Raw genomic sequence first — 26,157 nt, forward strand, 5'->3', positions numbered from 1 at the left:
ACACACGGCACGGCCTGCCGACAAGGCGGCCCGTCGGGTGCGGGGTCTCCGGGAATCCGTAACACGGACGTTGCACGCGCACCCCTCGCGAGGCCGTATGATCGCCCCGACACCACCGCCTCGAACTCCCTTCAGACAGGGCGGTTTGGTGACCCTCCAAACACCCCTGCCCGGGCACGGGCCGCTCCGCCCTGCCCGCACACCGTAAAGGCGGCCTGCATGGTCTCTCGCGTACGCGTCTGGCTCAACCGCACGTACGCGGAGAACGTCTTCTTCATGGATCAGCTGCGCCGAAATCCCAGTGATCGCGCGGTGGAGATCCATGCGACGCACGGGGACGCGGACTCCCCCGTACTGGCCGCCGCCGACACCGCCGAGCTGGAGCCGGAGGGCCTGTCCCCGGCCGGGTACGTGGAGTTCGCGCTGGACCAGTGCCAGCGGCGCGGCATCGACGTGTTCGTGCCCCGGCTGCACCAGTCGGCGGTCGTGGCGCACCGCGCGGAGTTCGAGGCCGTGGGCACGGCACTGCTGGCGCCGCCGCCTGAGGCCGTGGCCGTCTTCGAGGACAAGGTCATCGCCTACGAGGCCGTGCAGGCGATCGGCGCCCCGGTGCCGCCTTGGTGGCGGGTCCGGTCGGCGGACGAACTCGTGGCTGCCGTAGAGGAGTTGGAGGCGGACGGGCACACGCCGTGCTTCAAGCCCGCGTCCGGCGCGGGCGGGGTCGGCTTCCGCATGATCACCCGCTCGCCCTTCTCGACGGTGCACCTGAGCGGCTTCCCCAGCCCGTACGTGCCGCTCGACCTGGTCGTCGGGGCACTGCGGGAGTCCGAGGATCCCGTCGACTGGCTGGTGATGCCGCGCCTGGAGCAGCCGGAGGTGTCGGTGGACTGCCTCACCGGCCCCGACAACAGGGTCCGGCTGGCCGTGGGCCGCACCAAGAACGGCCGCCGCCGCGGCTTCACGCTGCACGAGCAGTGGCTGGAGCCGGCGCGCCGGATCGCCGAGGGCTTCGGGCTGCACCACCTCTCCAACATCCAGTTCCGCATGTACGGCGACCGGCCGGTCCTGATGGACGTCAACACGCGCCCGGCGGGCGGGCTGCACCAGCTCTCCCAGTGCGGCATCAACGCCCCTTGGGCAGCCGTGCAGTTGGCGCTGGGCGAGGACCCGGGCGAGATCACGCCGCCCTTCCTCGGCCAGGACTACACGGTGGTGTCGGGGCCGCGCCCGCTGCGCCCGGTGACGCTGCCGCTGCAGCGCGGCCAGGAGCCGGAGACCCTGCTGCCGGCCGTGCCCGCCCCGGCCGCGGGACCGGCGGGGCCCGTCCCGGCGGACACCGGCACCCGGGCGATCACACGGGCCTGACACCCGCACCGTCGACCGGTCTGGACCAATCATGGCGCAGCACCTTGACACCATGATTGGTCCATACCAACTTGGTTGCGCACCTTCCTGCACTCCCGAACACCCCCATTTCTCCAGGGAGATCGCATGCGCACCACTTTCGGGCGTCACAGACGCCGGCTCTTCGCACTCCTCGGCTCCGCCGCCCTCGCGCTCGCGGGAGCCATCGCCCTCCCCGGCACCGCCCAGGCGGCCAACGTCCTGTCCAACCCCGGCTTCGAGTCGGGCAGCCTCTCCCCGTGGACCTGCTCCGGCAGCCTCGGCTCCGTCGTCTCCTCCCCCGTGCACGGCGGCTCCAAGGCCCTGCAGGGAGCGGTGACCTCCGGCGACAACGCGCAGTGCACCCAGACCGTCTCGGTCCAGCCGAACACGACCTACTCGCTGAGCGGCTGGGTGCGCGGCTCCTACGTGTACCTGGGGGTCGACGGCGGCGCCTCGACCTGGACCACCTCGCCGTCCGCGTACAGCCGGCTCTCCGTCTCCTTCACCACCGGCGCCTCGCAGACCAGCGCGAAGATCTACGTCCACGGCTGGTACGCGCAGGGCACGTACTGGGCCGACGACATCAGCCTGGACGGCCCCGGCGGCGGAGGCGGGGGTGACACCCAGGCGCCGACCGCGCCCACCGGGCTGACCTCGACCGGCAAGACCTCCTCCAGCGTGTCGCTGAAGTGGAACGCCTCCACGGACAACACGGGCGTGACCGCGTACGACATCTACAGCGGCTCCAACCAGGTGCTCAGCGTCTCCGGCACGAGCGCCACAGTCAGCGGGCTGTCGTCCAGTACGGCGTACACCTTCACCGTCAAGGCGCGCGACGCGGCCGGGAACGCCTCCGGCGCGTCCAACTCCGTGAGCGTGACGACGGACGCGGGCGGTGGCGGCGGCACCGGGTTCAAGCAGGCCGCGCCCTATCTCTACGAGGGCTGGGGCGACCCGCCGAGCCCGTCCACGGTGATGAGCGCGACCGGCGTCAAGTGGTTCACGATGGCCTTCGTGCTCGACTCCGGCGGCTGCAACCCGGCCTGGGACGGCAGCCGGCCGCTGACCGGCGGCGCCGACCAGAGCGCGATCAACGCCATCCGCTCCGCGGGCGGTGACATCGTGCCGTCCTTCGGCGGCTGGCAGGGCAGCAAGCTCGGCGCCAACTGCTCCTCCGCGAGCGCGCTCGCGGGCGCCCTGCAGAAGGTCATCGACGCCTACTCGCTCAAGGCGATCGACATGGACATCGAGAACTCCGACGAGTTCGAGAACGAGGCCGTCCAGGCGAAGATCCTCACCGCGCTGAAGACGGTCAAGGCCAACAACCCCGGCCTGAAGACCATCGTCACCTTCGGAACGTCGACCACCGGCCCGACGTACTACGGCAACCGGCTCATCGAGCAGGCCCAGTCGCTGAACGCCGGCATCGACGTCTTCACCATCATGCCGTTCGACTTCGGCGGCGGCTCCGACATGTACGGCAGCACCGTCAACGCCGCGGAGGGCCTGAAGGCCAAGTTGAAGTCGACCTTCGGCTGGGACGACGCCACCGCGTACTCCCACATCGGCATCTCCGGCATGAACGGCCTGTCCGACCAGCAGGAGACCACCACCCCGGCGATCTGGACCCAGATCCGGGACTGGGCGAACAGCCATCACATCGCCCGGCTCGCCTTCTGGTCGGTCAACCGCGACCGGCCGTGCCCGGGCGGCGGCGTGGTGAGCAACTGCTCCGGCATCAGCCAGAACAACTGGCAGTTCACCTCGATCACGGCCGGGTTCACCGGCTGAGGCCGGCGGGCCGGCCCGCCGGCTGAAGCTCGCCCCTCAATGGCGTGGGGGTGCCCCGACCGGGTACCCCCACGCCTTCGCCAACTCCGCGAGCCGCGGCGGCAGTCCGGCCATGTCGTCGGCGGCGCGGGCGGGCTGGATACGGCCCGACTTGATGGTGCTGGACCAGTCGCCCAGCTGCGGCCGGAAGGTGCCGTGGTCCTTGGCGCCGTAGTCGAGCATGCCGCTCTCCCAGTCGACGCCGAGGTACTCGCACAGGCCGCGCGTGGTCCGCTCCGGTTCGGCGGTGAGGTCCTCGTACGTCACCACGTGTGCGTCGAGGGCGTGCCGCGCCGCCTCCAGCTTCTCGCTGTAGTCGAGGACCTCGGCGCGGATGGCCTCGTGGTCCGGGTCCGCGCGGCGGTCGGTCAGCGAGGCGATGACCGCTCCCGGGTGGCGCAGCAGCAGGATGTAGCGGGCGTTCGGCCAACATCGGTGCAGCCGCGGCCAGATGAGGGTGTTCGGCGGCGTCTTGTCGACGATGACGTCCTTGCCGCTGCGGGTCAGCTCCAGGTGCAGCACCCGGTCCCACAGCAGATGCTCCAGTTCGTCCTTGTCGAGCTGGAGCTCCTTCATGGCGTCGGCGGTGAACTCGCGCGAGAGGTGGACGTGCACCGTCCGCAGATGCATCTCGTGCGGGGCGCGGATCCGGCTGTGGCTGTTCAGCAGCACCCGCAGCAGGGTCGAGCCGGAGCGCACCGAGGACAGGACGAAGACCGGCGACTCCACCATGCGCGGGGCGGGAGGGGCGGTGCAGAGCGGCTCGGGGCCGCGTGGGGACGGCACGGCGTCGAGGGTCCGGCGCGGCGGACTCACCGCCTGGGCCATGAGCCTCCCCCGACGCTTGAGACCCCTTCGTATCGCGGACATACGCCGGTCACTCACGTTGACACCTTCCTCTTACCCTTTGGGCCGCATCCCAGGGGGTACAGGCGAACCACAGATGTCGCGCAGCGGAACGGAACGGGTCACGGGCGCCCTCAAAGCACCCGTGACCAGGAGATTTACCGCACTCTTAATTTTCGATGGAAATCACGTGCGGCCCGAGCCCCGGTACAGCTCCAGTTCGCCGTCCAGCTCGACGGCGAGCACGGTGGCGTACGGGTCCAGGTCGGCCGCGGCCGGCGGGTCGATCCACAGCACGCCGACCGCCTCGTGCAGCCCCCCGACGACCTGGTGGGAGAGTTCGGTGCCGGTGCCGAGCACGGTGACCTTGCGGACCCCAGCGGCCAGCCCGCGGACACCGATCTCGGAGCGCGGGGCGTCCAACAGGACGAGGTAGAGGGTGCGCCGGTCCGCCGACAGGGTGCTGGGCCCGTAGTGGTGCCCGGCCGGCAGTCCGCGCACCGTCCCGTACACCGCGTCCTCGTGCCGGCGGATCCACTCCCCCAGCCCCTCCAGGCGCTCGGCCTGCGGCTCGGGGATGGTGCCGTCCTCCCTCGGGCCGACGTCCAGCAGCAGGTTGCCGCCCCCGCCGATGGTCTCGGTGAAGTAACGGACGAGCTGCGCGAGCGACTTGTGGTGGTGGTCGTGGTGCTGGTAGCCCCACGAGTCGTTGATCGTCAGGCACAGCTCCCACGGCCCCTCGGGCGGCACGATGGGGGCACCCTGCTCGGGGGTGGCGTAGTCGCCCTCGCCGAGCATGCGCGCGTTGAAGACGACGTCCGGCACGTACGAGCGGACGAGCGCGGCGAGTTCGGGGATGCGCCACTGCTCCTCGCTGCGCTCCCACTCACCGTCGAACCACATCAGGTCCGGGCGGCAACGCGCGGCCAACTCCCCCACCTGGCCGTCCCGGTAGGCGATGAACCGCTCCCAGGCCGCCAGGTCCTCGTCCTCGGCCGCGCACTCCGAGTAGCGGTTGTCCTCCATCTCGGGCGGACGGCCCGGCTTGCGGGTGGAGGCGTAGTCGGGGTGGTTCCAGTCGGAGTGGGAGTAGTAGAGGCCGACCTTGAGTCCCTTCTCCCGCAGGGCCTCGGCGTAGGGGCCGACGTAGTCCTTGCCGAGGTTGAGGTCGCCGTACCGCGTGTCCCACAGGGCCACGCCGTCATGGTGACGACTCGTCAGCACCGCGTACCGGGCGCCGGCGCGGGCGAACAGGTCCGCCCACCGCCGCGGGTCGTACTCGGCGCCCGTGAAGCGCTCCAGCTGGGACATGTACCGCTCGTGCGGCACGATGTCGTCGTAGAACGACCAGGACTCCTGGACGCCGTCGACGGCATAGATGCCCCAGTGCACGAAGATCCCCAACTTGGCGTCGGTGAACCAGGGTTGTATCGCCATCCGGTCATCCCCTCCGCAGCCGGAGCGTCAGGATCTGGAACGGCCGCAGCGTGACGCGGACACCGCCGCCGGCGATCTCCGCGTCCTCCAGCCGCCGCTCCAGCAGGTCCGTCACCTCGGCGCCGGCCAGTGGGAAGCCGGCACGCAGCACGCCCTGGCCGCGGCCGCCGCGGGACTCGTAGAGCCGCACCACCACATCGCCCGAGGCGTCGTCGGCGAGCTTCACGGCCTCGACGGTCACGCCCTCGCCGTCCACGGAGACCACCGGCTCCGGCGCGCCCGCCGCATCCGCCACCCGCAGCGGGAGGTTGAGGGCGTAGCCCTCGGCGACGGCGTCCTCGATGCTCGCGCCCGGCAGCAGCGAGTAGACGAAGCGGTGGCGTCCCTGGTCGGCCTCCGGGTCCGGGACGCGCGGGGCGCGGACCAGACTGAGGCTGACCCGGGTCGTGGTGCCGCCGTCCTCGCGGACCGTGCGGGAGACGTCGTGGCCGTAGGTCGAGTCGTTGATGACCGCGACGCCGTAGCCGGGCTCGGCGATGTGCACCCAGCGGTGGCCGGAGACTTCGAAACGGGCCGCCTCCCAGCTGGTGTTGGTGTGCGTGGGCCGCTGGATGTGCCCGAACTGGATCTCCGCGGAGGAGTGCGGCGCCCGGATGTCCACCGGGAAGCCCGCCTTGAGGATCTTCTCGGCCTCGTGCCAGTCGATGTCGGTCGCGAAGTCGATACGGGGGCTGCCGGCCCGCAGCGTGATCGTCTGGGTGATCTTCGAGCCCTTGCCGAAGGAGCGCTCGACCCGGATCGAGCCGGCCAGCGGGTCCGCCTCGGTCACGGTGACCGCCTCGGTCTCCAGGAGGTCCGTGTAGCGGTTCTTGTAGTGCTTGTCGATGTCCCAGGCGTCCCAGTAGTTGGGCAGGTCGGTGTGCAGGCGCAGCAGGTTGCCGCGCTCGGCGAGGACTTCGCGGTTCGCCCGCAGGTCGAACACCGAGGACAGGGTGCCGTCCTCGGCGACCTCGACCCGGACGAGGCCGTTGTCGAGGACACGGCCGTCGACCGTCACCGGCTGCGGCGGCTTTGCTGCGGTGAGCGGCGCACTGCCGCTCGCGGGCACGTGCACGTGGACGGGCGCGCCCTCGGACGTGCGGACCACCTCGGCGCGGGCGTAGGGGCTGGTGTTGAACACCCGGGGGCCGCCACCGCCCAGGGCGGCGATCGCCTCCGCCGTCAGCGCCTCCAACTCCCCGGCCACCCGCGCGTATTCGGCCTCCGCCTCGCGGTGCACCCAGGCGATCGAGGACCCCGGCAGGATGTCGTGGAACTGGTGCAGCAGCACCGTCTTCCACAGCCGGTCCAGCTTCTCGTACGGGTAGGAGTAGCCGCTCGCGTGGAGTGCGGCCGTCGTCGCCCACAACTCGGCCTCGCGCAGCAGGTGTTCGCTGCGGCGATTGCCCTGCTTGGTGCGGGCCTGGGACGTGTAGGTGGCGCGGTGCAGCTCCAGGTAGAGCTCGCCGTTCCAGACGGGGGCGTCCGGGTACTCCTCGCGGGCCTTGGCGAAGAAGGTGTCGGGGTGCTCGACGACGACCTTGGGCGAGCCCTCCAGGTCGGCGAGCCGGCGCGCCCGCTCCATGATCTCGCGGGTGGGGCCGCCACCACCGTCGCCCCAGCCGAAGGGCGCCAGCGAGCGTGTACCGCCGCCCTTCTCCGCGTAGTTGCGCACCGCGCGGTCCATCTCCTCACCGCTGAACCGGGCGTTGTAGGTGTCCACCGGCGGGAAGTGGGTGAAGATGCGGGTGCCGTCGATGCCCTCCCACCAGAAGGTGTGGTGGGGGAACTTGTTGGTCTGGTTCCAGGAGATCTTCTGGGTGAGGAACCACTCGTTGCCTGCGAGCTTGGCGAGCTGCGGATAGGCGGCGTTGTAGCCGAAGGAGTCCGGCAGCCAGACGCCCTTGGTCTCGATGCCGAAGTGCTCGATGAAGAACCGCTTGCCGTGGACGAGTTGGCGGGCGATCGCCTCGCCGCCGGGCAGGTTGCCGTCGGACTCCACCCACATGCCGCCGACCGGCGCCCACTGGCCCTTGGCGACGGACTTCTTGATCCGCTCCCACACCTGCGGGTAGTTGTCGCGCACCCACTCGTACTGCTGGGCCTGCGAGCAGGCGAAGATGAAGTCCTCGTACTCGTCGGCGAGCGCGGTGACGTTGGAGAAGGTGCGGGACGTCTTGCGCTTGGTCTCGCGGATGGGCCACAGCCACGCGGAGTCGATGTGTGCGTGGCCGACGCCGGAAATGGTGTGCGCGCTGGCGTGGGCGGGCCTGGCCAGCACCGGTGCGAGCACCTCGCGGACGGCGGCGGCACTGCCGGACACGTCGTCCAGGTCGAGTGCGTCCATGGCGCGGTCCAGGGCGTGCAGGATCTCGTGGCGGCGCGGCTCGTGCTCGCCGAGGTGGACCATGAGTTCGCGCAGCACCTGGAGGTCCAGGTCGAGGTGGAAGATTTCCTCGTCGAGGACGGCGAGGTCGGCGCGCCTGAAGGTGTAGAGCGGCTTGTCGCCTGCCGTGAGCACGTCGCCCAGGGGCGTGGGCCCGGCGAAGTCGTTGGCCAGGATGTCGGGGTTGGAGGCGGCCTCGACCAGGTAGTGGATCACCTCGCCGCCCGCGGCCGGGTCGGCGATCGGCACGTACTGGTTGAGCGGGTTGACCGCCTTCAGCGGCGTCCCGTCGGTGAGGTGGACCAGCGCCTCGGCCTGGTTGCCCGGCCAGTCGCCGACGAAGCCGAGGTCGATGACGGCCTCGACGCGCCGGCCGGCCCACTCGGCGGGCACCTGCCCCCGCATACGGAACCACGTGGTGCCCCAGGGCGGACCCCAGGGGGTGCCCATCGCGAAGGACTCGTAGGAGGCGGCCGTCGCCGCCTCGAACGGGACGGGCTCGCCCGGCGCCTGCCAGGCCTCGACCGTCAGAGGGACGGTGGCCGCGTAGAGCGCGGGCCTGATGCGCTGGTTGTGGAGGCGCTCGGCGCGCTCCTCGATCCGGCGGCGTTCGTCGTGCATGAGAGGTCTCCAGAGAGGGCGGCGGGGCGGCGAGCGCGCGGGGGAAAGCGCTTTCGGCCGGGAGCTTACTTCAGGTAGGAAAGGCCCGGGTGAACGTCCGTGTAGCCCTCGACCAGCCGTCGGGCCACATTCACGGAGTCGACGAGCGGATGCAGCGCGAACGCCTTCACCGCCGTCGCCCGGGAGCCCGACCCGGCGGCGGCCAGTACCTCGCGCTCGACCGCCTTGACCGCGCAGACCAGGCCGGTGGCGTGGTCGGGCAGCGGGGCGACGGTGACCGGGTGCGCGCCGTTGGCGTCGACCAGGCACGGGACCTCGATGACGGCCTCGGTGTCGAGCACCGACAGGGTGCCGCGGTTGCGTACGTTCAGGATCAGCGTGGTGCGCTCGTCGCGGGCGATGGCCCGCATCAGGGCGAGGGCGACCTTCTCGTAGCCGCCGGAGAGGTCGTCGGCGTCGCGTTCGCCCGCGCCCGCGGTCTCCCGGTTCTCGGCCATGTACGTCGCCTCGCGCTCGGCGCGGGTGCGGTCCCAGGTGGCGAGCGCCCTGGCGTCGGGTTTGCGCATCTCCTCGTAGAAATGAGCCTGCTGGTCGCGGAGGAAGGCGCCGCGGGTCTTCTCGGCCTGCTGGTAGGCGCGCACGGCCTCGCGGTTGAAGTAGTAGTAGTGCAGGTACTCGTTGGGGATGGCGCCGAGGGACTGGAGCCAGTCCACGCCGAAGAGCTTGCCCTCCTCGAAGGAGCCGAGCAGGTCGGGATCGGCGAGCAGCCGCGGGAGTTCGTCGCGCCCCGCGATGTGCAGGCCGCGCACCCAGCCGAGGTGGTTGAGGCCGACGTAGTCGATCCACGCCTCCTCCGGGTTGGCGCCGAGGACACGGGCGATACGGCGGCCGAGGCCGACCGGGGAGTCGCAGATGCCGATGACGCGGTCGCCGAGGTGGCGGGACATGGCCTCGGTGACCAGGCCCGCCGGGTTGGTGAAGTTGATGACCCAGGCGTCGGGCGCGAGGCGGGCCACGCGCCGGGCGATGTCGACGGCGACGGGGACGGTGCGCAGGCCGTACGCGATACCGCCCGCGCCGACCGTCTCCTGGCCGAGGACGCCCTCCGCCAGGGCCACGCCCTCGTCGTCCGCCCTGCCCTCCAGGCCGCCGACGCGGATCGCGGAGAAGACGAAGTCGGCGCCGCGCAGGGCCTCGTCGAGGTCGGTCGTGGCGGTCACGGTGGGGGCGTCGGGGCTGCCCGCCGCCTGCTCGGCCAGGACCCGGGCGACCGCGCCCAGCCGGCCGGCGTCCAGGTCGTGCAGCACGACCTCGGTGACCCGCCCCTCGGCGTGGTCGGTCAGGAGCGCCCCGTACACCAGCGGCACCCGGAACCCGCCGCCGCCCAGAATCGTCAGCTTCACGCCTGTGCCTTTCCTGCCGGCACGACCTCTACGCCCGCCTCCTCCAGGGAGGAACGGGTCGCCGGGTCGACCGGCGCGTTCGTCACCACCACGTCCAGGTCCTCAGGACCGCAGACCTTCGCCATGCCCGTACCCGGGAACTTCGCCGTGTCCGCGAGCAGCACTACCTTGTCGCTCGCCTTGATCATGGCGCGCTTGACCGGCACCTCGACGACCGTCGTGTCCATCACCTGCCCACCAGGGCGCACTCCACTGGTGCCCAGGAAGAGCCAGTCCGCGTGCAGCTGGCGGAGATTGTCCTCGGTGAGGAAGCCGACCAGGGAGCGGTACTCGCGGCGGACCATGCCGCCGAGCAGCACCAGCTCGATGCCCTCGTCGTCGGCGAGCTCCTCGTAGACCACCAGGTTGCTGGTGATCACGGTGAGCCGGCGGCCGTGCAGCTGGCGGGCCAGCCGGTAGGCGGTGGTGCCGATGTCGAGCAGCACCGACTGGCCGTCCGCGACCATCTCCGCGGCGCGTGCGGCTATCGCGTCCTTCTCGGCCACGCGCACCTCGGCGACCTCGGCGAAGGGCTGGTCGCCCTCGTCCGCGACGGCCCCGCCGTGCACACGGGTGAGCAGCCCGTCCTCCTCCAGCTTGACCAGGTCGCGCCTGATCGTGGCGGGACTCACGTCCAGCTTCGCGGAGAGGTCGGTCACGGACGCGGGGCCGCCGGAGCGCAGGGCCCGCAGGATGAGTTGATGTCGTCGTTCAGCCAGCACGTCGTGAACACTACTCGTCATCTTCGCTCACTTCCATGCTCACTTCTGTTTGGGTATTGACCAATCTCGCGGAGCGGCGCACGATTCCCGTCATCGAAATTGACGGGTTTTGACGAGAGGCTGCGCGTGGACGACGACAGGCCCGAGGTGCTGCTGACCGGGCTGCTCTTCTACGACCTCGTCCTCACGGGGCTCGGGAAGCCGCCGACGCCGGGCGAGGAGATCTGGACGGCCGACATGGGCTGCGGCCCCGGCGGCATCGCGAACCTCGCGGTGGCCGCGTCCCGCTTCGGCCTGCGCACCTCGCTGGCCACGGTCTTCGGCGACGACTTCTACGGCGCCTACTGCCGCGACGTCCTCGGCGGCCAGGAGGACGTCGACCTCTCGCTCTCCCGCACCGCGGACGGCTGGCCCACCCCCGTCACCGTCTCGCTGGCCACCGGGCACGACCGGGCCCTGGTCACGCACGGCCAGGAGCCCCCGTACTCCCAGGACGCGCTGGTGGGCGACCCGCCGGAGGCCCGCACCGCCCTCGTCCACCTCGAGGCGGAGCCGCGCGAATGGCTCGCCAAGGCCGCCGCGAACGGCACGCAGATCTACGCCGACGTCGGCTGGGACCCCACCCAGCAGTGGTCCTCGGACCTGCTGGACCAGCTCGCCCTGTGCCATGCCTTCCTCCCCAACGAGACCGAGGCGATGGCCTACACCCGCACCGGCAGCGCGATGGCGGCCCTCGGCACGCTCTCCGAGCTGGTGCCGGTGGCCGTGGTCACCCGGGGTGGGGACGGCGCGGCCGCCGTCGACCAGACCACCGGCGAGTACGCGGAGGTCCCGGCCCTGGACATCGGCGTCGTGGACGCCACGGGCGCCGGCGACGTGTTCGGCGCGAGCTTCGTCGCGGCCTCCCTCGGCGGCTGGCCGCTCGAGGAGCGGCTGCGGTTCGCCGTCCTCGCCGCCGGGCTCTCCGTCGGTCACCACGGCGGCGCCCTCGCCGCTCCCGGCTGGTACGGCGTCGACCGCTGGTGGCGCTCCCTGACCGACCCCGGGCTGCAGCGCGCGTACGGCTTCCTCGCGGACCGGATCCCCGCGGACGTCGGCCCGCCGGTCCGGTACGCCCCCGTCACCCCGCCCGCACGGCCGCAGTGACCCATGTCCCTCTCATGCGAAGTCCAGAAAAGATCCGAAAGGCGGTGGGAGCTGTGCGGCTCTCACGAAGAGGCCTGCTGCGCGCGGGCCTGGCCGGTACGGCCGCCACGGCCCTCGGCGGCCTGACGTCCGGCTGTGCCGTACCGACCGGCTCGACCGGCCGGAACATGGTCCTGTGGTACTGGGACGGCGGCCTCGGCGACACGGTCCTGAAGAAGGCCAGGGCCCGTTACGACTCCACGGTGGACCTCAGGGCCGTCAAGATCGGCGGCTACTACCGGTCCAAGCTGATCACCACGCTCACCGGCCGCGCCCACGTCCCCGACATCGCGGGCCTCAAGGGCGAGGACATGGCGTCCTATCTGCCCGACGCCGAGCAGTTCGTGGACCTGCGCACGCTCGGGGCGGAGAAGTACAGGTCCCAGTACCTGCCGTGGAAGTGGCAGCAGGGCATCGCCGACGACGGAACCATGGTCGGCTTCCCCATCGACTGCGGCCCGGTGGCGCACTTCTACCAGTACCAGGTGTTCCGGAAGGCGGGACTGCCCTACGAACCCGCCGACGTCTCCGCGGAGTTGAACACCTGGGAGAAGTTCTTCGCGGCCGGTGAGCGGCTGCGGAAACGCATCCACGGGACCTCGCTGCTCACCGACGTCAACAGCGTCTTCGAGAACGTCGTGCAGCAGGGCGCCAAGCGCTACGTCGACAAGGACCGCCACTTCATCGGCGACCAGGAACACGTGCGCCACGCCTGGGCGCTGGCCGTGGAGGCCAAGCGGCGCGGCATCGTCTCCGACCTCGTCACCGGCACCCCGGACCAGATCTCCGCGGTGGACACCGGCAAGCTCCCCAGCCAGCTCGGCGCCTCCTGGGCGACGTACGACATCAAGAACGGCAATCCGAAGACCAAGGGCAGGTGGCGGATCGCCGACATGCCGGTGCGGCCGTCCAACAACGGCGGCTCGTTCCTGTCGATCACCAAGGCCTGCCGGGAACCCGAGCGGGCCTTCGAGATCATCGCGTGGATGCTCAACGCGGCCAACCAGGCCTCGGGTTACGTCGACGCGGGCCTGTTCCCCTCCACGCCCGCCTCCTACGACCTGAAGCAACTGCGCGAGCCCGACCCCTTCTTCGGCGGCCAGGTGACCACGGACGTCTTCGGCCCGGCCGCGCAGAAGATCGTGGTCGCCCACAACAGCCCGTACGACGTGGCGCTCGGGCAGCCCATCAAGGACGAGATCAAGAACGTCGGCGTCCTCGGCAAGGACCCGGACAAGGCCTGGAGTGACGCCATGAGCAAGTGCCGGCGCATCGCGAAGCACCTGGGGGTGAGTCACTGATGGCCACCGCCCTGGAGAAGCCTCCCGTCCTTGCGGACGCGGCCCCGACGGCCCGCCCCCGCACGGGATTCCGCAAGTACTGGCACCTCTACGCCGCGGTCTCCCCCTTCTACCTCCTCTTCCTCGCCTTCGGCCTGGTCCCCGTCGGCTTCTCGCTCTATCTGTCCTTCCACCGCTGGGACGGCCTCGGCCCGATGGAGTGGGCCGGGCTGTCGCAGTACCAGTACCTGCTCAGCGACACCGACTTCTGGAGCTCGATCGGCAACACGCTCCTCATCTGGGCGCTGGCCACCTTCCCCATGATCTTCCTGGCGATGGTGACGGCCGTGATGCTCAACTCGGCGGTCCGCTTCAAGAACGCCTACCGCTTCGCATACTTCCTGCCGAACGTCACCTCGGTCGTCGCCATCGCGATCGTGTTCGGCTCGGTCTTCTCCACCAACTTCGGCCTCGTCAACGCCCTGTTGCAGGCCGTGGGCCTGGACCAGGTGGCCTGGCTGAACACTCCGTGGGGCATCAAGGTCGCCATCGCGACGCTGATGACCTGGCAGTGGACCGGCTACAACGCGATCATCTTCCTCGCCGGCCTGCAGACCATCCCGGGCGAGCTCTACGAGGCGGCGCGGGTGGACGGCGCGAACCCCGTGCAGACGTTCTTCCGGATCACGCTGCCGATGCTGCGGCCGACGCTGCTGTTCGTGCTCGTGGTCTCGACGGTGACCGGTCTGCAGAGCTTCACCGAGGCCCAGGTGCTGCTGCAGAACACCTCCAACGACTCGACGTTCTCCGGGGGCCCGGACCACGCGGGCCGCACGATGGTCCTCTACTTCTTCCAGCAGACCTTCGACAACAACGACTTCGGCTACGGCGCCGCCGTGGCGTGGGGGATCTTCCTCGTCGTCGTCATCTTCTCGATCATCAACTGGCGCCTGGTGCAGCGCCGGGGCGAAGACTAGGAGGCCTGAACGCCATGGCATCCCTCCAGCACACCAAGCGCCCCCGGGGCATCAAGGGAACCCGCGGCCGGGGCATCGCGCTGCACGCCGTCCTGATCGCCGGACTGCTGCTGTCGGCCTTCCCGTTCTACTGGGCCGTCATCATGTCGACCCACACCTCCAGCGAGATCTTCTCCTATCCGCCCAAGCTGCTGCCCGGCTCGCACTTCCTGCAGAACGTCCGCAGCCTCTTCGACAACATCGACTTCTTCGGCTCGATGCTCAACTCGCTGCTGGTGGCGTCGTCGGTGACCTTCCTGGTCCTGTTCTTCGACTCGCTGGCCGCGTTCGTCTTCGCCAAGTTCCAGTTCCCGGGTCGCAGAGTGCTGTTCGCCCTGCTCATGGCGATCTTCATGGTGCCGACGCAGATGGCGATCATCCCGCAGTTCGTGATGATGGCGAAGATCGGCTGGATCGGCTCCATGACGGCGCTGATCGTGCCGGCCGCGGCCAACGCCTTCGGCATCTTCTGGATGCGCCAGTACATGAAGAGCGCCATCCACGACGAGCTGCTCGACGCCTCGCGCATCGACGGCGCGAGCTTCCTGCGCCAGTACTGGCACGTGGCCCTCCCCGTGGTCCGGCCGGGCCTGGCCTTCCTCGGCATCTTCACCTTCATGGGTCAGTGGAACGACTACGCCTGGCCCCTGATCTCCCTCACCAACCCCGACAACGTGACCCTCCAGGTCGCGCTCTCCCAGCTCAACGGCACCCACGGCACCACCGACTACGGAATGGTCATGACCGGCGCCCTGCTCGCGCTCGTCCCGCTGCTGCTCGTCTTCGCGATCGGCGCCAAGCAGATCATCGGCGACCTCGGCAAGGGAGCCATCCGTTGACCGACCCCCTGCTCGCGCTCCGCCCCTGGGAGGCACCAGAGGTGACCTCCTGGGGGCGGCTCGCGATGAACGCCGTCGACCGGCGCGAGGGAGCGCTCTCCCTGGACGGCGACTGGCGCTTCCAGTTGCTGTCCGTTCCGGACGCGCCGGTCGGCGGTGCCTGGTCCTGCGCGTACGTCCCGGGCGCCTGGACCGTGCAGTCCGCCGGTGCCGACGACCTGCCGCAGTACACCAACGTCCGCATGCCGTTCCCCGACGTCCCGCCCGGCTCCCCCGCCGCCAACCCGACGGGCGTGTACGAGCGCGAGCTGGACGTCCCCGCCGACTGGTCCGGACGCCGGACCGTGCTCCAGGTCGGCGCCGCCGGGAGCGTGCTGCTCGTGCACGTCGACGGGCGGCCCGTCGGCATCTCCAAGGACTCCCACCTGGCAGCCGAGTTCGACCTCACCGGCGTCGTACGCGCCGGTGAGCGGTCGGTGCTGCGGCTGACCGTGGTGAAGTGGTCGGACGCCTCGCACGTCGAGGACCAGGACCACTGGTGGCACGCGGGCATCACGCGGTCGGTGCTGCTGTACGCGACCGACCCCCTGCACCTGGCCGACGTGACCGTGCGCGCCGGGTCCGACGGCGGACTGCGCGTCGGCTGCCGCGTGCGCGACGCGCGGGGCGCGCTGCCCGGCGGGTGGCACGTCAGCGCCGACCTCGATGGGCAACTCCTCGCTCAGGACACCGAGTTCGACCGCCTCAACGCCGAGGACGAACGGGTCTCCGACTTCCTCGGCGAGGCCCGCGTCCGGGCCACCGTGCCCGAGGTGCGCACCTGGAACGCCGAGACGCCCGAGCTGTACGACCTCACCGTCCGCCTGCACCGCCCGGACGGCACCGTCGCCGACACCTCCCGCCACCGCATCGGCTTCCGCGACGTGGAGATCGCCGGCCGGGACCTCCTCGTCAACGGCGAGCGCGTGTTCATCCGCGGCGTCAACCGGCACGACTTCCACCCGCTGACCGGCCGCACGGTGTCGTACGAGGACATGCGCGCGGACCTGGTTCTGCTCAAGCGCTTCGGCTTCAACGCGATCCGCACCTCCCACTACCCGAACGACCCGGCCCTCTACGACCTCGCCGACGAGCTCGGCTTCTACGTCGTCGACGAGGCGGACATCGAGTCCCACGACCACGCCCACGAGATCGCCGACGAGCCGCGCTATCTGAACACGTTCGTGGACCGCGTCTCACGGATGGTGCTGCGCGACAAGAACCACCCCTCCGTCATCGTCTGGTCGCTGGGCAACGAGTCCGACTACGGCGCGAACCACGACGCGGCGGCCGGCTGGGTCCGGCGGCACGATCCGACGCGGCCGATCCAGTACGAGGGCGCCGCCAAGCTCGACTGGGCGGCCACCGACGACGCCTCCGACATCGCGTGTCCCATGTACGCGCCGATCGAGGACTGCGTCGCCCACGCCCTCTCGGGCCGGCAGACCAGGCCCCTGATCCAGTGCGAGTACAGCCACGCCATGGGCAACAGCAACGGCACGCTCGCGGACCATTGGGCGGCCATCGAGTCCACGCCGGGTCTTCAGGGCGGGTTCATCTGGGAGTTCTGGGACCACGGCATCCTGCAACGCGTGAGCGACGGCAGACCTGCCGGGCGCGCGGGCGCCGGGCTGTACGACAACGGTGTCACCGCACCCGGCCACCGCTGGGCCTACGGCGGCGACTTCGGCGAGACGATCCACGACGGCGCGTTCGTCGCCGACGGTGTCGTCTTCCCCGACCGCACCCCGAAGCCCGCCCTGTACGAGCACCGCGAGATCGCGGCGCCCCTGCGCATCGAGTGCTACCGGCACGAGGGCATCGTTCTCGGCAACCACCAGCACTTCCGCGGCCTGGACTGGCTGTCCGGTACCTGGGAGCTGTCCCTGGCCGACGGCCGCACACTGACCGCGCCGGCCGAACTGCCCGCTCTGCGGCCGGGCGAGACGGCCGCCGTGCCGTTGCCCTTCGCGGTGCCGCGCGACGGCGGCGAGGCCTGGCTGACTTTGCGGGTGACGACGGCCGAGGACCTGCCGTGGGCGCCGCGCGGCACGGAGGTGTGCGTGCCGCAGGTGCGGCTGCGCGGCCCCTCCGTGTCCTGGGACGTCCCGGTGGACGGCGTGCCGCGGGTCGACGACGAGGGCCTCCTGCTCCATCCCCTGCTGACCGCCGGCCCCACGCTGTCCCTGTGGCGGGCGCCCACCGACAACGACGAGCTCGGCGGCACGGCCCCGCGCTGGCGGACGTGGGGGCTCGACGCCCTGGTCCGCAAGGCGGTCTCGGTACGACGGGACGGCGGCCGCGTCACCGTGGACGCCGAGTACGCCGGCACGGCCGGCGTCGTACGCCACCGGCAGGTGCTCACCCCGGTCGAGGGCGGCATCCTGATCGACGAGGAGGCGGAGCTGCCGGAGGAGTTCGACGACGTGGCGCGGGTCGGCTCGGTCTTCGAGACGGCGGACGGCCTGGACCTGCTGGAGTGGTTCGGGCAGGGGCCGTGGGAGTCCTATCCCGACCGCAGCACGGGCGCACCCGTCGGCCATCACGCCCTTCCCGTCGACGAGTTGTTCACCCCCTATCTGCGTCCGCAGGAGAGCGGCGGCCGGCACGGCGTACGGCGCTTCACGCTGTCCGCGCCGGACGCGACCGGTCTCGCGGTCGAGCTGGACGAGCCGCGCCAGGTCTCGGTGACCCGGTTCCGCGCCGAGGACCTGACCGCCGCCACACACCATGACGAACTGGTGCCGCGCTCCGGGTGCGTGGTGCATCTCGACGCGGCGCACCGGGGGCTCGGCACGGCGTCCTGCGGGCCCGACACCTCCGCCTCCTTTCTGATCCGCGCGGGCGTCCACCGCTGGAGCTGGACCCTGCGCGTTCCCTGAGTCCTCTTTCTCGGCTTTCTCGGCTTTCCCGACTTTCTCGACGTCCTTCACGGAGCGCACGTGTGTACTTCGCATGACCACAGCCAGGGCGAGGCCGCACAGGCCGGTGCCGGACGGCGCAGTTTTCTGCGGGCCACCGCGCTGCTGGGCGCCGCCGCCACGGCCGGCGTCGCGTTGCCGGCCGCCGCCGAGGCGGCCTCGGGCAGCGGTTGGCGGCCCGACCCGGAGAACCGGCGCTTCACCCTCGCGGTGATGCCCGACACCCAGTACCTCTTCGACGGGCCCAGCATCAACCCCGCGCCCGTCGAGGCGTCCCTGCGGTATCTGCTGGAGCAGGGCGGTGAATCCGCGGACAACATCGTCTTCCTGTCCCACCTCGGCGACCTCACCCAGAACGGCGCCAAGGAGGAATTCGCCGCGATCAGCGAGGCGTTCGGGCTGCTCGACCGGCGGGGAGTCGGCTACAGCGTGCTGGCCGGCAACCACGACATCAGGTCGTCGACGGACGACCAGCGCGGCCCGACTCCGTACCTGGACGCCTTCGGCCCGCAGCGCTTCAAGGGCAAGCCGACGTTCGGGGGCGCCTCTACGGACGGCTACAACACCTACCACCTGTTCCGGGCGGGCGGCCGCGAGTGGCTGGTGCTGGCGCTGGACTGGCGGCTTTCGGCGACGGGATACGCCTGGGCGAAGGACGTGCTCGCCCGGCACCCGAAGACGCCGGTCATCCTCACCACGCACGAACTCGTCGTCGAGGAAGACCAGTTGTCGGACTACGGGCAGCAGCTGTGGGACCAGCTGGTCGACGGCCACGACCAGATCTTCCTCACGCTCAACGGCCACTACTGGCCCGCCGGCCGGGCGACTCGCAGGAACGCGGCCGGCAACGCGGTCCATCTCCACCTCACCAACTACCAGAACCGCTACTTCGGCGGCGCGGCGATGATCCGCCTCTACCACTTCGACCTGGACCGGAACGTCATCGACGTGGAGACGGTCTCCCCGTGGATCCTCGGCCGGGCGAAGAAGGGACTGAACGAGCTGGAGCGGCAGGAGATCGAGCTCAGCGGCGACGCTGACCGCTTCTCCGTCGACATCGACTTCGCCGACCGCTTCTCCGGGTTCGACCCGGTGCGGCCCCGCCCGGCACGGCCCGCCTCCGCGATGCTGGTCCGGGGCACGGCCGCCTACTGGCGCTTCGACTCGGCCGTCTCCGGCACCGTCCGCGACCTGTCCGGCCACGGCAACGACCTCACCGTGGTCTCGGTGGGCGGCGGCACGCTCGGCTGGTCCAACGACCACCACCCCGACCAGCCCGGCCACGGCAGCCTGGAGTTCCAGGGCCACAAGTCGCCGCTGAAGGGCGCGTATCTGAGGACGGTCGACGGCGCCCCGCTCAACTCGGCCACCTTCGAGGACGGTTACACCATCGAGGCGTTCTACCGGCTGCCCGCCGACTGGGACGCCTCGCACAACGCCTGGTCCGGCCTCGTCAGCCGCACCGGCCGCAACGGCTCCGTGGGGACGGTCACGGACGACCCCGACGAACCGCTGGCCACCCTCTCCATCACCGACGGCCCTGGCACGCAGTGGGCGGCGCACCCGCTCGACCAGCGGCAGCTCGCCACCAACTGGGGCGACGAGACCGCCCGCGAGACCTGGTGGCACCTGGCCGTGGTCAACGACGGACGGCACACGATCATGTACGTCCAGGGCTGCCCCGTGGCCCGCAACCCGCACGCCACCGCCGTCGGCATCGCCTCGGCCGGGCTGCCCTGGCTGCTCGGCGGCTACGAGTACTCCGACAAGATCGACCAGATCCTGCACGGCCGTCTCGGCGACGTCCGGATCGTCGCGCGGGCGCTGCCCGTCACCTCCTTCATGACCCACTGACGCCCCTCGGACCCGAACAGGACACGTACCCGACCATGACCGAGCAGCAGCTACCCGTCTGGGCCGACCCGTCCGTCTCGCCCGGCGACCTCGACGCCCAAGGCGTGTCGAGGCGCCAACTCCTGCGCCGCGCGGGCCTGTTCGGCGCCGCGTTCACGCTCGGTGCGGCGGCGGGACCGGCCCTCGCCGAACCCGCCTCCGCCGCCGAGGCCACCTTTGGCCGCGGCTTCGGCGGCGACGATCCGCGCCTGGCCTACCTCGTCGGCGACCACCATGTGCACTCCGTCTACAGCCACGACGCGAAGTACACGTTCTCCCAGCAGGCGCGCGCCGCCGCCACGTACGGCCTGGACTGGATGGTGTTCAACGAGCACTCCAACTTCGGGCATGCCCACTACGGCGCGAAGTTGGAGCACGCCGAGATCGTCAAGGCCAGACGGCAGAACCCGCGCCAGCTGATCTTCCAGGGCCTGGAGTGGTACATCCCGGCCGCCGAGCACTGCACCGTGTTCGCCGCGCCCGGCTCGCACGAGACCGACCTGCTCACGCGGTTCGAGCTCGCCTACGACGGCAAGCTGCTCGGCTACGACAAGGGCGGCGCCGCCGACGCCGACACCGCCCGCAACGAGGCGCACGCCGTCAAGGCGATCAAGTGGCTGGCGGAGCAGCGCCGTTCGGGCTACATCGACGACGTCCTCGTCCTCGCCAACCACCCCCTGCGGCTGGGCATCGACTCCCCGCACGAGATGCGCAACTGGCGGGACGCCGCCCCCGAGATCATGATCGGCATGGAGGGCGCGCCCGGCGCCCAGGGCGCGGCGATCCCGGCCTTGCGCGGCAGCACGTCCATCCGCGGCGAGTACGAGAACAAGCCGTCCGCGCAGTCCTGGGCGGGCTATCCGGCCGACGCCTACCTCACCTACGGCGGCTTCGACTGGGCGACCGCGACCGTGGGCGGCCTGTGGGACGCGATGCTGTCGGAGGGCCGTCTCTTCACGATCACCACCAACTCCGACAACCACCGCACGGTCTTCGACACCTGGAAGAACGGCGACTGGCCGGCCGGGCAGAACTTCGACAACACCGGCAGGCTGCCCGACCCGGTGAACACCGACACCCCGCAGCCGGGCAGCGACTTCTGGCCCGGCGAGTTCAGCCGCACCCACGTCGGCGTCACCCGCTACGGCTACCGCGCGGTGATGGCGGGCCTGCGCGCGGGCCGTGTCTGGCTCGACCACGGGCATCTGCTCGACGGGCTCGACGTGCGCCTGAAGCGGGACTGCGACCACGGACGCGGCGTCACGCTGGGCGGACGGCTGCGGGTCCGCAACGGCGAGAAGATCACCCTTAACGTGACGGTGACGACGGCCTCCCGAGCCAACCCCCGTGGAATCCTGCCGCAGTTGGCACATGTGGACGTGATCCGCGGCGCGGTGCGCGGCCCGGCGAGCGACCGGGACACCTGGCAGGCCCCGGCCACCAAGGTCGTGCGCACCGAGGACGTGTCCGGCCGCAAGAGCGCGTACACCCTGCGCATCCCGCTGACCGCGGGCGACGAGTCCTTCTACGTCCGGCTGCGCGGCAGCGACGGCAACCGCCACGGCGCCGGCTACCTGGGCACCACGGTCGACCCGAACGGGCCGATTCCGCACGAGCCCGGAAACGGTGACCCGTGGGCCGATACGTGGTTCTATTCCAACCCCATCTTCGTAGACGTGGCAGGTGCCTGATGAAGCGTCAACTCGTCGCTGTGGCCGCATTATCGTCCGCTCTCGCCCTCGGCGCCCCGAGCGCCTTCGCCTCCGGTGAGCCGCACTGGGTGCAGTCCGGCACGTCGTACACCGACTCGCTGGGCGGCGGGCAGGGCCTCGCGAGCCGCGCCGACGGCTCGGTGCTGTACCGCGGTCTCGCGGACATCCCGCTGGGCCTGAGAGTCAAGGGCTGGAACCACGTCGGCGACCCGGACGTCGCGCGCGGCTACACCTTCGACGCCTACCAGGGCGCCGACACGGCCACGTCCAAGATGTACGCGGTCACCACGCCGGCCGGGAAGCGCTACGAGTACGTGCACCGGCTTAACCCGGGCGAGAAGGTCAACAACTCCTTCGCGGCCGTGTCGCCCGACGCGCAGTGGCTGGTGTCGGGCGAGTGGGGCGACCAGAACCGGCTCCAGGTCTTTCCGGCTCCCCTGCTGAACCCGTCCACCCCGCAGCAGGGCGGCGAGCTCGAGGAGGCCTGGCAGATCACCCTGGACAAGCCGGTGCGCGACATCCAGGGCTGCGACTTCGTGACCGGCACCCGCCTGGTGTGCGCCTCGGACGACGCGTCGGGTCAGCTCTTCCCCGAAAGCCGCCCGCTCCTCCAGGTCGACCTCCCGCACAAGCTGGACGGGCAGCCCGTCACCGGCTCGGTGAAGGCCCTGTTCGGCCTGCCGCAGCAGAGCATCTGCAAGGACGGCACGTTCGAGGCGGAGGGCGTCGACTACGACGTGAACAGCGGGACACTGCGTGCGGAGGTCGTCCCGCCGGGGGTGTGCGCGCTCGCGACGACCGTGTACTCGTACCGCCAGGTCACGAACTGATCGGAGTCGTCGTACGGTGGGCCGCATGACCGGTGAGGAGTCGTTGCGGCCCCAGTCCCTCCTGCTGACGTTCCTGGGCGACCAGGTGCTCGGGCGGGACGTCTGCGTGTACTCGGGCAGCGTGATCGACGTGTTCGAGCGCGCCGGAGTCGGCGAGCAGGCGACCCGCTCGACCCTGACCCGGATGGTCAACCGGGGGCTGCTGCGCCGCCAGCGCGAGGGCCGCAGGATGTACTTCGGTCTGACCGAGCACGCGCGGGCCGTGCTGCACGACGGGGAGCGGCGCATCTGGCACACCGGCGCGGTCAACCGCGACTGGGACGGCACCTGGACCCTGCTCGGCTTCTCCCTCCCCGAGTCCTGGCAGCGGCAGCGGCACGACCTGCGCTCCAAGCTCACCTGGAGCGGCTTCGGCCCGCTGTTCAGCGGCCTGTGGATCGCGCCGGGCGAGATCGACGTGGCGGGGCTCGTGGCCGAACTCGGCCTGTCCGCCCATGTGAAGGTCTTCCGCGCCCACGCCGACCTCGGCATGGACATCGGCGCGATGATCGAAGAGACCTGGGAGCTGCCCGAACTGGCCTCGCGCTACGAGGAGTTCGCGCAGCGCTGGGCCGGCCGGGAAAGCCCGCTGCCGGAGCCCGAGGACGCCCTCGTGCTGCGGCTGCGGCTGCACACCGAGTGGCTGCGGATCATCCGCGGCGACCCGCGTCTGCCGGTCAAGCACCTGCCGGACGACTGGCCGGCGGAGCGGGCCGAGAAGACGTTCCGGACGGTGCACGACCGGCTCACCCCGCTCGCGCGCGAGGCCGCGCAACGCCTTCTCGACCTGGTGCCGGTCCGCCCCGATCAGGCGTAGAAGCGCGACAGGCTCTGCAGCACGGCGGCCGGCTTGGTGCCGCCCTCGATCTCGATCGTGCCGTCCACGGTGATCTGCACCCCGCCCGGCACGTCCTCGACCCCGGCGAGCCTGCCGACGAGACGGATCCGGGAGCCGGCCTTCACCGGTGAGGGGAAACGGACTTTGTTCAGGCCGTAGTTGACCTTCGTCGTGACGCCCTGGACGTCGAGCAGTTCGGTGAACAGGGGGATGAAGAGGGAAAGGGTCAGATACCCGTGCGCGATGGGCGCGCCGAAGGGGCCCTCCTTGGCGCGCTCGGGGTCCACGTGGATCCACTGGTGGTCGCCGGTGGCGTCGGCGAAGGTGTCGATGCGCTGCTGGGTGACCTCGATCCAGTCGCTGGTGCCGAGGTCGCTGCCGGCGAGCTTCTTCAGCTCGTCGATGCCGTTGACGGTGACGCTCATGAGCAGCCTTGTTCCTTACGGGAGTCGGGGAGTGCCGTAGCGCTTGCGCACCCGGGACTTCAGGAGCTTTCCGGAGGCGGTGCGCGGGAGTTCGTCCGCGAGCGCCACCGACTTCGGGATCTTGTACTTGGCGAGGCGGCCGGACAGGGAGGCCAGCACCTCGTCGGGGTCGAGCGCGGCGCCCTCGCGCGGGACGACGACCGCGCGCGGCACCTCGCCCCACTTGTCGTCCGGTACGCCGATGACCGCGCACTCGACGATGTCCGGGTGGCAGAGCAGCAGATCCTCGATCTCGGCGGGGTAGATGTTCTCGCCGCCGGAGATGATCATGTCCTTGATGCGGTCGACGATGTGGACGTAGCCGTCCTCGTCGAGCCGGGCCGCGTCCCCGCTGCGGAACCAGCCGTCGGTGAAGGTGCGGGCCGTCTCCTCGGGCAGCCCCCAGTAGCCGGGCATCACGTGCGGGCCGCGGACCACGACCTCGCCGGTCTCGCCGACGCCGGCCGGTGTGAAGTCCGGACGTACGACGCGGACATCGCTGAAGAAGTGCGGAACGCCTGCCGAACCCGCCTTGCTCACCGCGTGCTCGGCGTCCAGGAAGAGCGTGCCGGGGGACGCCTCGGTCATGCCGTAGCCCTGGAGGAAGGTCAGGCCCCGTTCCTGGTAGGCGGCGATCAGCGGGGTGGAGACCGGGGAGCCGCCGCAGGTGAGGATGCGCAGGCTGGACAGGTCCGCGTCCGGCCAGCGCGGGTGCCGGGCCAGCTGCTCGAACATCGTCGGCACCCCGAACATGAAGGTGATCCGCTGCCGTTCGATCAGGTCGAAGGTCGCCTCGGGGTCGAAGGCCTCCACCAGGACGCAGGTTCCGCCCTTCAGCAGGACCGGCAGCGTCAGCATGTTCAGGCCGGCGGTGTGGAACAACGGCGCGGAGACCAGGGCGCGTTCGTCGGCGAACAGGTCGGTGTCGACGAGGACGTTGAGCGCGTTCCAGGTCAGATTGGCGTGGGTGAGCATCGCGCCCTTGGGGCGGCCGGTGGTCCCCGAGGTGTACATGATGATGCAGGTGTCGTCGGGCACGACCGGTTCGTCGATCGGCTCGTCCGCAGCAGCTTCCGTCAACTCCTCGTATTCGGAGCCGACTTGGAGATACGTCCGTACGTCGGTGTCGCCCGGCAGTCCGGCGACGAGGCCGGCGTGCGCGGAGCCGTGGACGAGTGCCTTCGCACCGGAGTCGGAGAGCTGGAAGGCGATCTCCGGGCCCGCGAGGCGGGTGTTGAGCGGGACGAAGACCGCACCGAGCGTGCCCGCCGCGAACAGGGTCTCCAGGTAGGAGGGGTGGTTGGGGCCGAGGTAGGCGATGCGGTCGCCGCGGCGGATGCCGCAGGCGCGCAGCGCGTGGGCGAGGCGGGTGGTGCGGACGTACAGCTGCGCGTACGTGAGCGAGGTGCCGCCGTGGATCAGGGCGGTGCGGTGCGGTGTCTTGCGGGCCCGGCGTGCGGGCCACGACCCCAGTCCCTCATTGCGCATCTACGGCCCCTTACGGCTTGGCCAGCCCGAGCAGCCGGGCGGCGTTCTCCTTGAGGATCTTCGGCTTGACCTCGTCCTTGATCGACAGCTTCCCGAAGTCGGCGAGCCAGCGGTCGGGGGTGAGGACGGGGAAGTCGGAGCCGAAGAGGACCTTGTCCTTCAGCAGCGTGTTGGCGTACTGCACGAGCTGCGGCGGGAAGTACTTCGGCGACCAGCCGGACAGGTCGATGTGCACGCCCGGCTTGTGGGTGGCGACGGCGAGCGCCTCGTCCTGCCAGGGGAAGGACGGATGCGCCAGGATGATCTTCAGGTGCGGGAAGTCGGCGGCGACGTCGTCGACATGGAGCGGGTTGGAGTACTTGAGCCGGATGCCGCCCCCGCCGGGGACGCCGGCGCCGATGCCGGTCTGGCCGGTGTGGAAGAGGGCGATGGTGCCCGTCTCCTCGATCACCTCGTAGAGGCCGTACGCCACCGAGCGGTCGTTCGGGAAGAAGCCCTGGATGCTGGGGTGGAACTTGAAGCCCCTCACCCCGTAGTCCTCGACCAGGCGGCGGGCCTGCCTGACGCCCGCCTTCCCGCGGAAGGGGTCGATGGAGGCGAAGGGGATGAGGACGTCGGCGTTGGCGGCGGCGGCCTCGGCGACCTCCTCGTTCGGTACGGGCGCGGTGCCGGTCGCCGACTCGGCGTCCACCGTGAAGATCACGGCGGCCATCTTCCGCTCGCGGTAGTAGGCGGCCGTCTCCTCCAGGGTGGGCTTCCGCTTGCCCTGGACCTTGAAGTAGGCGGAGGAGGCCTCGTGCAGGTCGTCGTCCAGGGAGGAGTGGCCGCCCTTGGAGGAGACCTCCGCGTGGGTGTGGACGTCGATCGCGACCAGGTCGTCGAGGTTCATGGCGGGGGTCGCGGA

At 70.7% G+C, this 26,157-nt stretch carries 19 protein-coding genes; 11 read left to right on the forward strand and 8 right to left on the reverse strand.

Translation table 11 applies throughout. The annotated features are described in order from the left end of the window. Positions 1-219 precede the first annotated feature (219 nt). Together ACGFYN_RS00285 and ACGFYN_RS00290 are read left to right on the forward strand one after the other, a co-directional pair. The gene (locus tag ACGFYN_RS00285; protein WP_393863449.1) at positions 220-1,365 is read left to right on the forward strand and encodes an ATP-grasp domain-containing protein; all 1,146 of its coding nucleotides are present in this window, start codon (positions 220-222) and stop codon (positions 1,363-1,365) included. 126 nt (positions 1,366-1,491) lie between these two features. After that, on the forward strand, positions 1,492-3,177 hold the full coding sequence (locus tag ACGFYN_RS00290) for a carbohydrate binding domain-containing protein (RefSeq protein ID WP_393863450.1): 1,686 nt from the start codon (positions 1,492-1,494) through the stop codon (positions 3,175-3,177). A gap of 36 nt (positions 3,178-3,213) precedes the next feature. Here the strand turns inward: ACGFYN_RS00290 and ACGFYN_RS00295 are convergent, their stop codons facing one another. The 5 genes from ACGFYN_RS00295 to ACGFYN_RS00315 all read right to left on the reverse strand — a co-directional run bounded on the left by ACGFYN_RS00295 (position 3,214) and on the right by ACGFYN_RS00315 (position 10,709). After that, complete coding sequence (locus ACGFYN_RS00295) at positions 3,214-4,044, reverse strand: sulfotransferase family protein (protein ID WP_393863451.1); 831 nt, start codon at positions 4,042-4,044, stop codon at positions 3,214-3,216. 204 nt (positions 4,045-4,248) lie between these two features. Then, the gene (locus ACGFYN_RS00300; protein ID WP_393863452.1) at positions 4,249-5,499 is read right to left on the reverse strand and encodes an alpha-L-fucosidase; all 1,251 of its coding nucleotides are present in this window, start codon (positions 5,497-5,499) and stop codon (positions 4,249-4,251) included. A 4-nt stretch (positions 5,500-5,503) separates the two neighbouring features. Next, entirely contained in the window at positions 5,504-8,545 is a 3,042-nt protein-coding gene (locus tag ACGFYN_RS00305) for an alpha-mannosidase (protein ID WP_393863453.1), read from the reverse strand. Between the two features lie 65 nt (positions 8,546-8,610). Beyond that, positions 8,611-9,948, reverse strand: a complete 1,338-nt coding sequence (locus ACGFYN_RS00310; protein WP_393863454.1) for a 6-phospho-beta-glucosidase — start codon at positions 9,946-9,948, stop codon at positions 8,611-8,613. Then, positions 9,945-10,709 carry a DeoR/GlpR family DNA-binding transcription regulator gene (locus tag ACGFYN_RS00315; RefSeq protein ID WP_393864130.1) on the reverse strand — a complete coding sequence of 255 codons (765 nt, stop codon included), beginning with the start codon at positions 10,707-10,709 and terminating at the stop codon, positions 9,945-9,947. Before ACGFYN_RS00315 ends, ACGFYN_RS00310 begins: the two co-directional genes overlap by 4 nt. Positions 10,710-10,835: 126 nt before the next feature. Here ACGFYN_RS00315 and ACGFYN_RS00320 point away from each other — a divergent pair, with 126 nt between their 5' ends. From ACGFYN_RS00320 to ACGFYN_RS00360, 9 genes are read left to right on the forward strand one after another with little or no spacing between them, the layout of a single operon-like run. Continuing rightward, entirely contained in the window at positions 10,836-11,855 is a 1,020-nt protein-coding gene (locus ACGFYN_RS00320; RefSeq protein ID WP_393863455.1) for a carbohydrate kinase family protein, read from the forward strand. Positions 11,856-11,908: 53 nt separating this feature from the next. Beyond that, positions 11,909-13,195, forward strand: a complete 1,287-nt coding sequence (locus tag ACGFYN_RS00325; RefSeq protein WP_393863456.1) for an ABC transporter substrate-binding protein — start codon at positions 11,909-11,911, stop codon at positions 13,193-13,195. Further along, positions 13,195-14,151, forward strand: a complete 957-nt coding sequence (locus ACGFYN_RS00330) for a carbohydrate ABC transporter permease (protein WP_393863457.1) — start codon at positions 13,195-13,197, stop codon at positions 14,149-14,151. Before ACGFYN_RS00325 ends, ACGFYN_RS00330 begins: the two co-directional genes overlap by 1 nt. Positions 14,152-14,165: 14 nt before the next feature. Beyond that, positions 14,166-15,029, forward strand: coding sequence for a carbohydrate ABC transporter permease (locus tag ACGFYN_RS00335; RefSeq protein ID WP_393863458.1), 864 nt, complete (start codon positions 14,166-14,168; stop codon positions 15,027-15,029). Next, positions 15,026-17,950: a glycoside hydrolase family 2 TIM barrel-domain containing protein gene (locus tag ACGFYN_RS00340; protein ID WP_393863459.1), complete on the forward strand. Its 2,925-nt coding sequence runs from the start codon at positions 15,026-15,028 to the stop codon at positions 17,948-17,950. Before ACGFYN_RS00335 ends, ACGFYN_RS00340 begins: the two co-directional genes overlap by 4 nt. Positions 17,951-18,010: 60 nt before the next feature. Beyond that, positions 18,011-19,843 carry a LamG-like jellyroll fold domain-containing protein gene (locus ACGFYN_RS00345; RefSeq protein ID WP_393863460.1) on the forward strand — a complete coding sequence of 611 codons (1,833 nt, stop codon included), beginning with the start codon at positions 18,011-18,013 and terminating at the stop codon, positions 19,841-19,843. A gap of 35 nt (positions 19,844-19,878) precedes the next feature. Beyond that, positions 19,879-21,573 carry a histidinol-phosphatase gene (locus ACGFYN_RS00350; RefSeq protein ID WP_393863461.1) on the forward strand — a complete coding sequence of 565 codons (1,695 nt, stop codon included), beginning with the start codon at positions 19,879-19,881 and terminating at the stop codon, positions 21,571-21,573. Beyond that, positions 21,573-22,424: a hypothetical protein gene (locus tag ACGFYN_RS00355; protein ID WP_393863462.1), complete on the forward strand. Its 852-nt coding sequence runs from the start codon at positions 21,573-21,575 to the stop codon at positions 22,422-22,424. Before ACGFYN_RS00350 ends, ACGFYN_RS00355 begins: the two co-directional genes overlap by 1 nt. Before the next feature lie 25 nt (positions 22,425-22,449). Further along, positions 22,450-23,280 (forward strand): PaaX family transcriptional regulator C-terminal domain-containing protein, encoded by an 831-nt coding sequence (locus tag ACGFYN_RS00360; RefSeq protein WP_393863463.1) that lies wholly within the window; start codon positions 22,450-22,452, stop codon positions 23,278-23,280. Here ACGFYN_RS00360 and ACGFYN_RS00365 read toward each other — a convergent pair. From ACGFYN_RS00365 to ACGFYN_RS00375, 3 genes are read right to left on the reverse strand one after another with little or no spacing between them, the layout of a single operon-like run. After that, positions 23,271-23,726 carry a MaoC family dehydratase gene (locus ACGFYN_RS00365; protein WP_393863464.1) on the reverse strand — a complete coding sequence of 152 codons (456 nt, stop codon included), beginning with the start codon at positions 23,724-23,726 and terminating at the stop codon, positions 23,271-23,273. The two genes, ACGFYN_RS00360 and ACGFYN_RS00365, sit on opposite strands and share 10 nt — an antisense overlap. 15 nt (positions 23,727-23,741) lie before the next feature. Beyond that, the gene (locus ACGFYN_RS00370; RefSeq protein ID WP_393863465.1) at positions 23,742-25,253 is read right to left on the reverse strand and encodes a long-chain fatty acid--CoA ligase; all 1,512 of its coding nucleotides are present in this window, start codon (positions 25,251-25,253) and stop codon (positions 23,742-23,744) included. A gap of 10 nt (positions 25,254-25,263) precedes the next feature. Continuing rightward, positions 25,264-26,142: an amidohydrolase family protein gene (locus tag ACGFYN_RS00375; RefSeq protein ID WP_393864131.1), complete on the reverse strand. Its 879-nt coding sequence runs from the start codon at positions 26,140-26,142 to the stop codon at positions 25,264-25,266. Positions 26,143-26,157 lie beyond the last annotated feature (15 nt).

The organism is Streptomyces sp. NPDC048419, from assembly GCF_043200415.1.
GTDB lineage: Bacteria > Actinomycetota > Actinomycetes > Streptomycetales > Streptomycetaceae > Streptomyces.

What these genes read in the sequence shown, in the direction of transcription:
- ACGFYN_RS00285 (WP_393863449.1), top strand. Translation starts at nt 220, where the DNA reads ATGGTCTCTCGCGTACGCGTCTGGCTCAACCGCACGTACGCGGAGAAC.
- ACGFYN_RS00290 (WP_393863450.1), top strand. Translation starts at nt 1,492, where the DNA reads ATGCGCACCACTTTCGGGCGTCACAGACGCCGGCTCTTCGCACTCCTC.
- ACGFYN_RS00295 (WP_393863451.1), bottom strand. Translation starts at nt 4,044, where the DNA reads ATGGCCCAGGCGGTGAGTCCGCCGCGCCGGACCCTCGACGCCGTGCCG.
- ACGFYN_RS00300 (WP_393863452.1), bottom strand. Translation starts at nt 5,499, where the DNA reads ATGGCGATACAACCCTGGTTCACCGACGCCAAGTTGGGGATCTTCGTG.
- ACGFYN_RS00305 (WP_393863453.1), bottom strand. Translation starts at nt 8,545, where the DNA reads ATGCACGACGAACGCCGCCGGATCGAGGAGCGCGCCGAGCGCCTCCAC.
- ACGFYN_RS00330 (WP_393863457.1), top strand. Translation starts at nt 13,195, where the DNA reads ATGGCCACCGCCCTGGAGAAGCCTCCCGTCCTTGCGGACGCGGCCCCG.
- ACGFYN_RS00335 (WP_393863458.1), top strand. Translation starts at nt 14,166, where the DNA reads ATGGCATCCCTCCAGCACACCAAGCGCCCCCGGGGCATCAAGGGAACC.
- ACGFYN_RS00350 (WP_393863461.1), top strand. Translation starts at nt 19,879, where the DNA reads ATGACCGAGCAGCAGCTACCCGTCTGGGCCGACCCGTCCGTCTCGCCC.
- ACGFYN_RS00355 (WP_393863462.1), top strand. Translation starts at nt 21,573, where the DNA reads ATGAAGCGTCAACTCGTCGCTGTGGCCGCATTATCGTCCGCTCTCGCC.
- ACGFYN_RS00360 (WP_393863463.1), top strand. Translation starts at nt 22,450, where the DNA reads ATGACCGGTGAGGAGTCGTTGCGGCCCCAGTCCCTCCTGCTGACGTTC.
- ACGFYN_RS00365 (WP_393863464.1), bottom strand. Translation starts at nt 23,726, where the DNA reads ATGAGCGTCACCGTCAACGGCATCGACGAGCTGAAGAAGCTCGCCGGC.
- ACGFYN_RS00370 (WP_393863465.1), bottom strand. Translation starts at nt 25,253, where the DNA reads ATGCGCAATGAGGGACTGGGGTCGTGGCCCGCACGCCGGGCCCGCAAG.
- ACGFYN_RS00375 (WP_393864131.1), bottom strand. Translation starts at nt 26,142, where the DNA reads ATGAACCTCGACGACCTGGTCGCGATCGACGTCCACACCCACGCGGAG.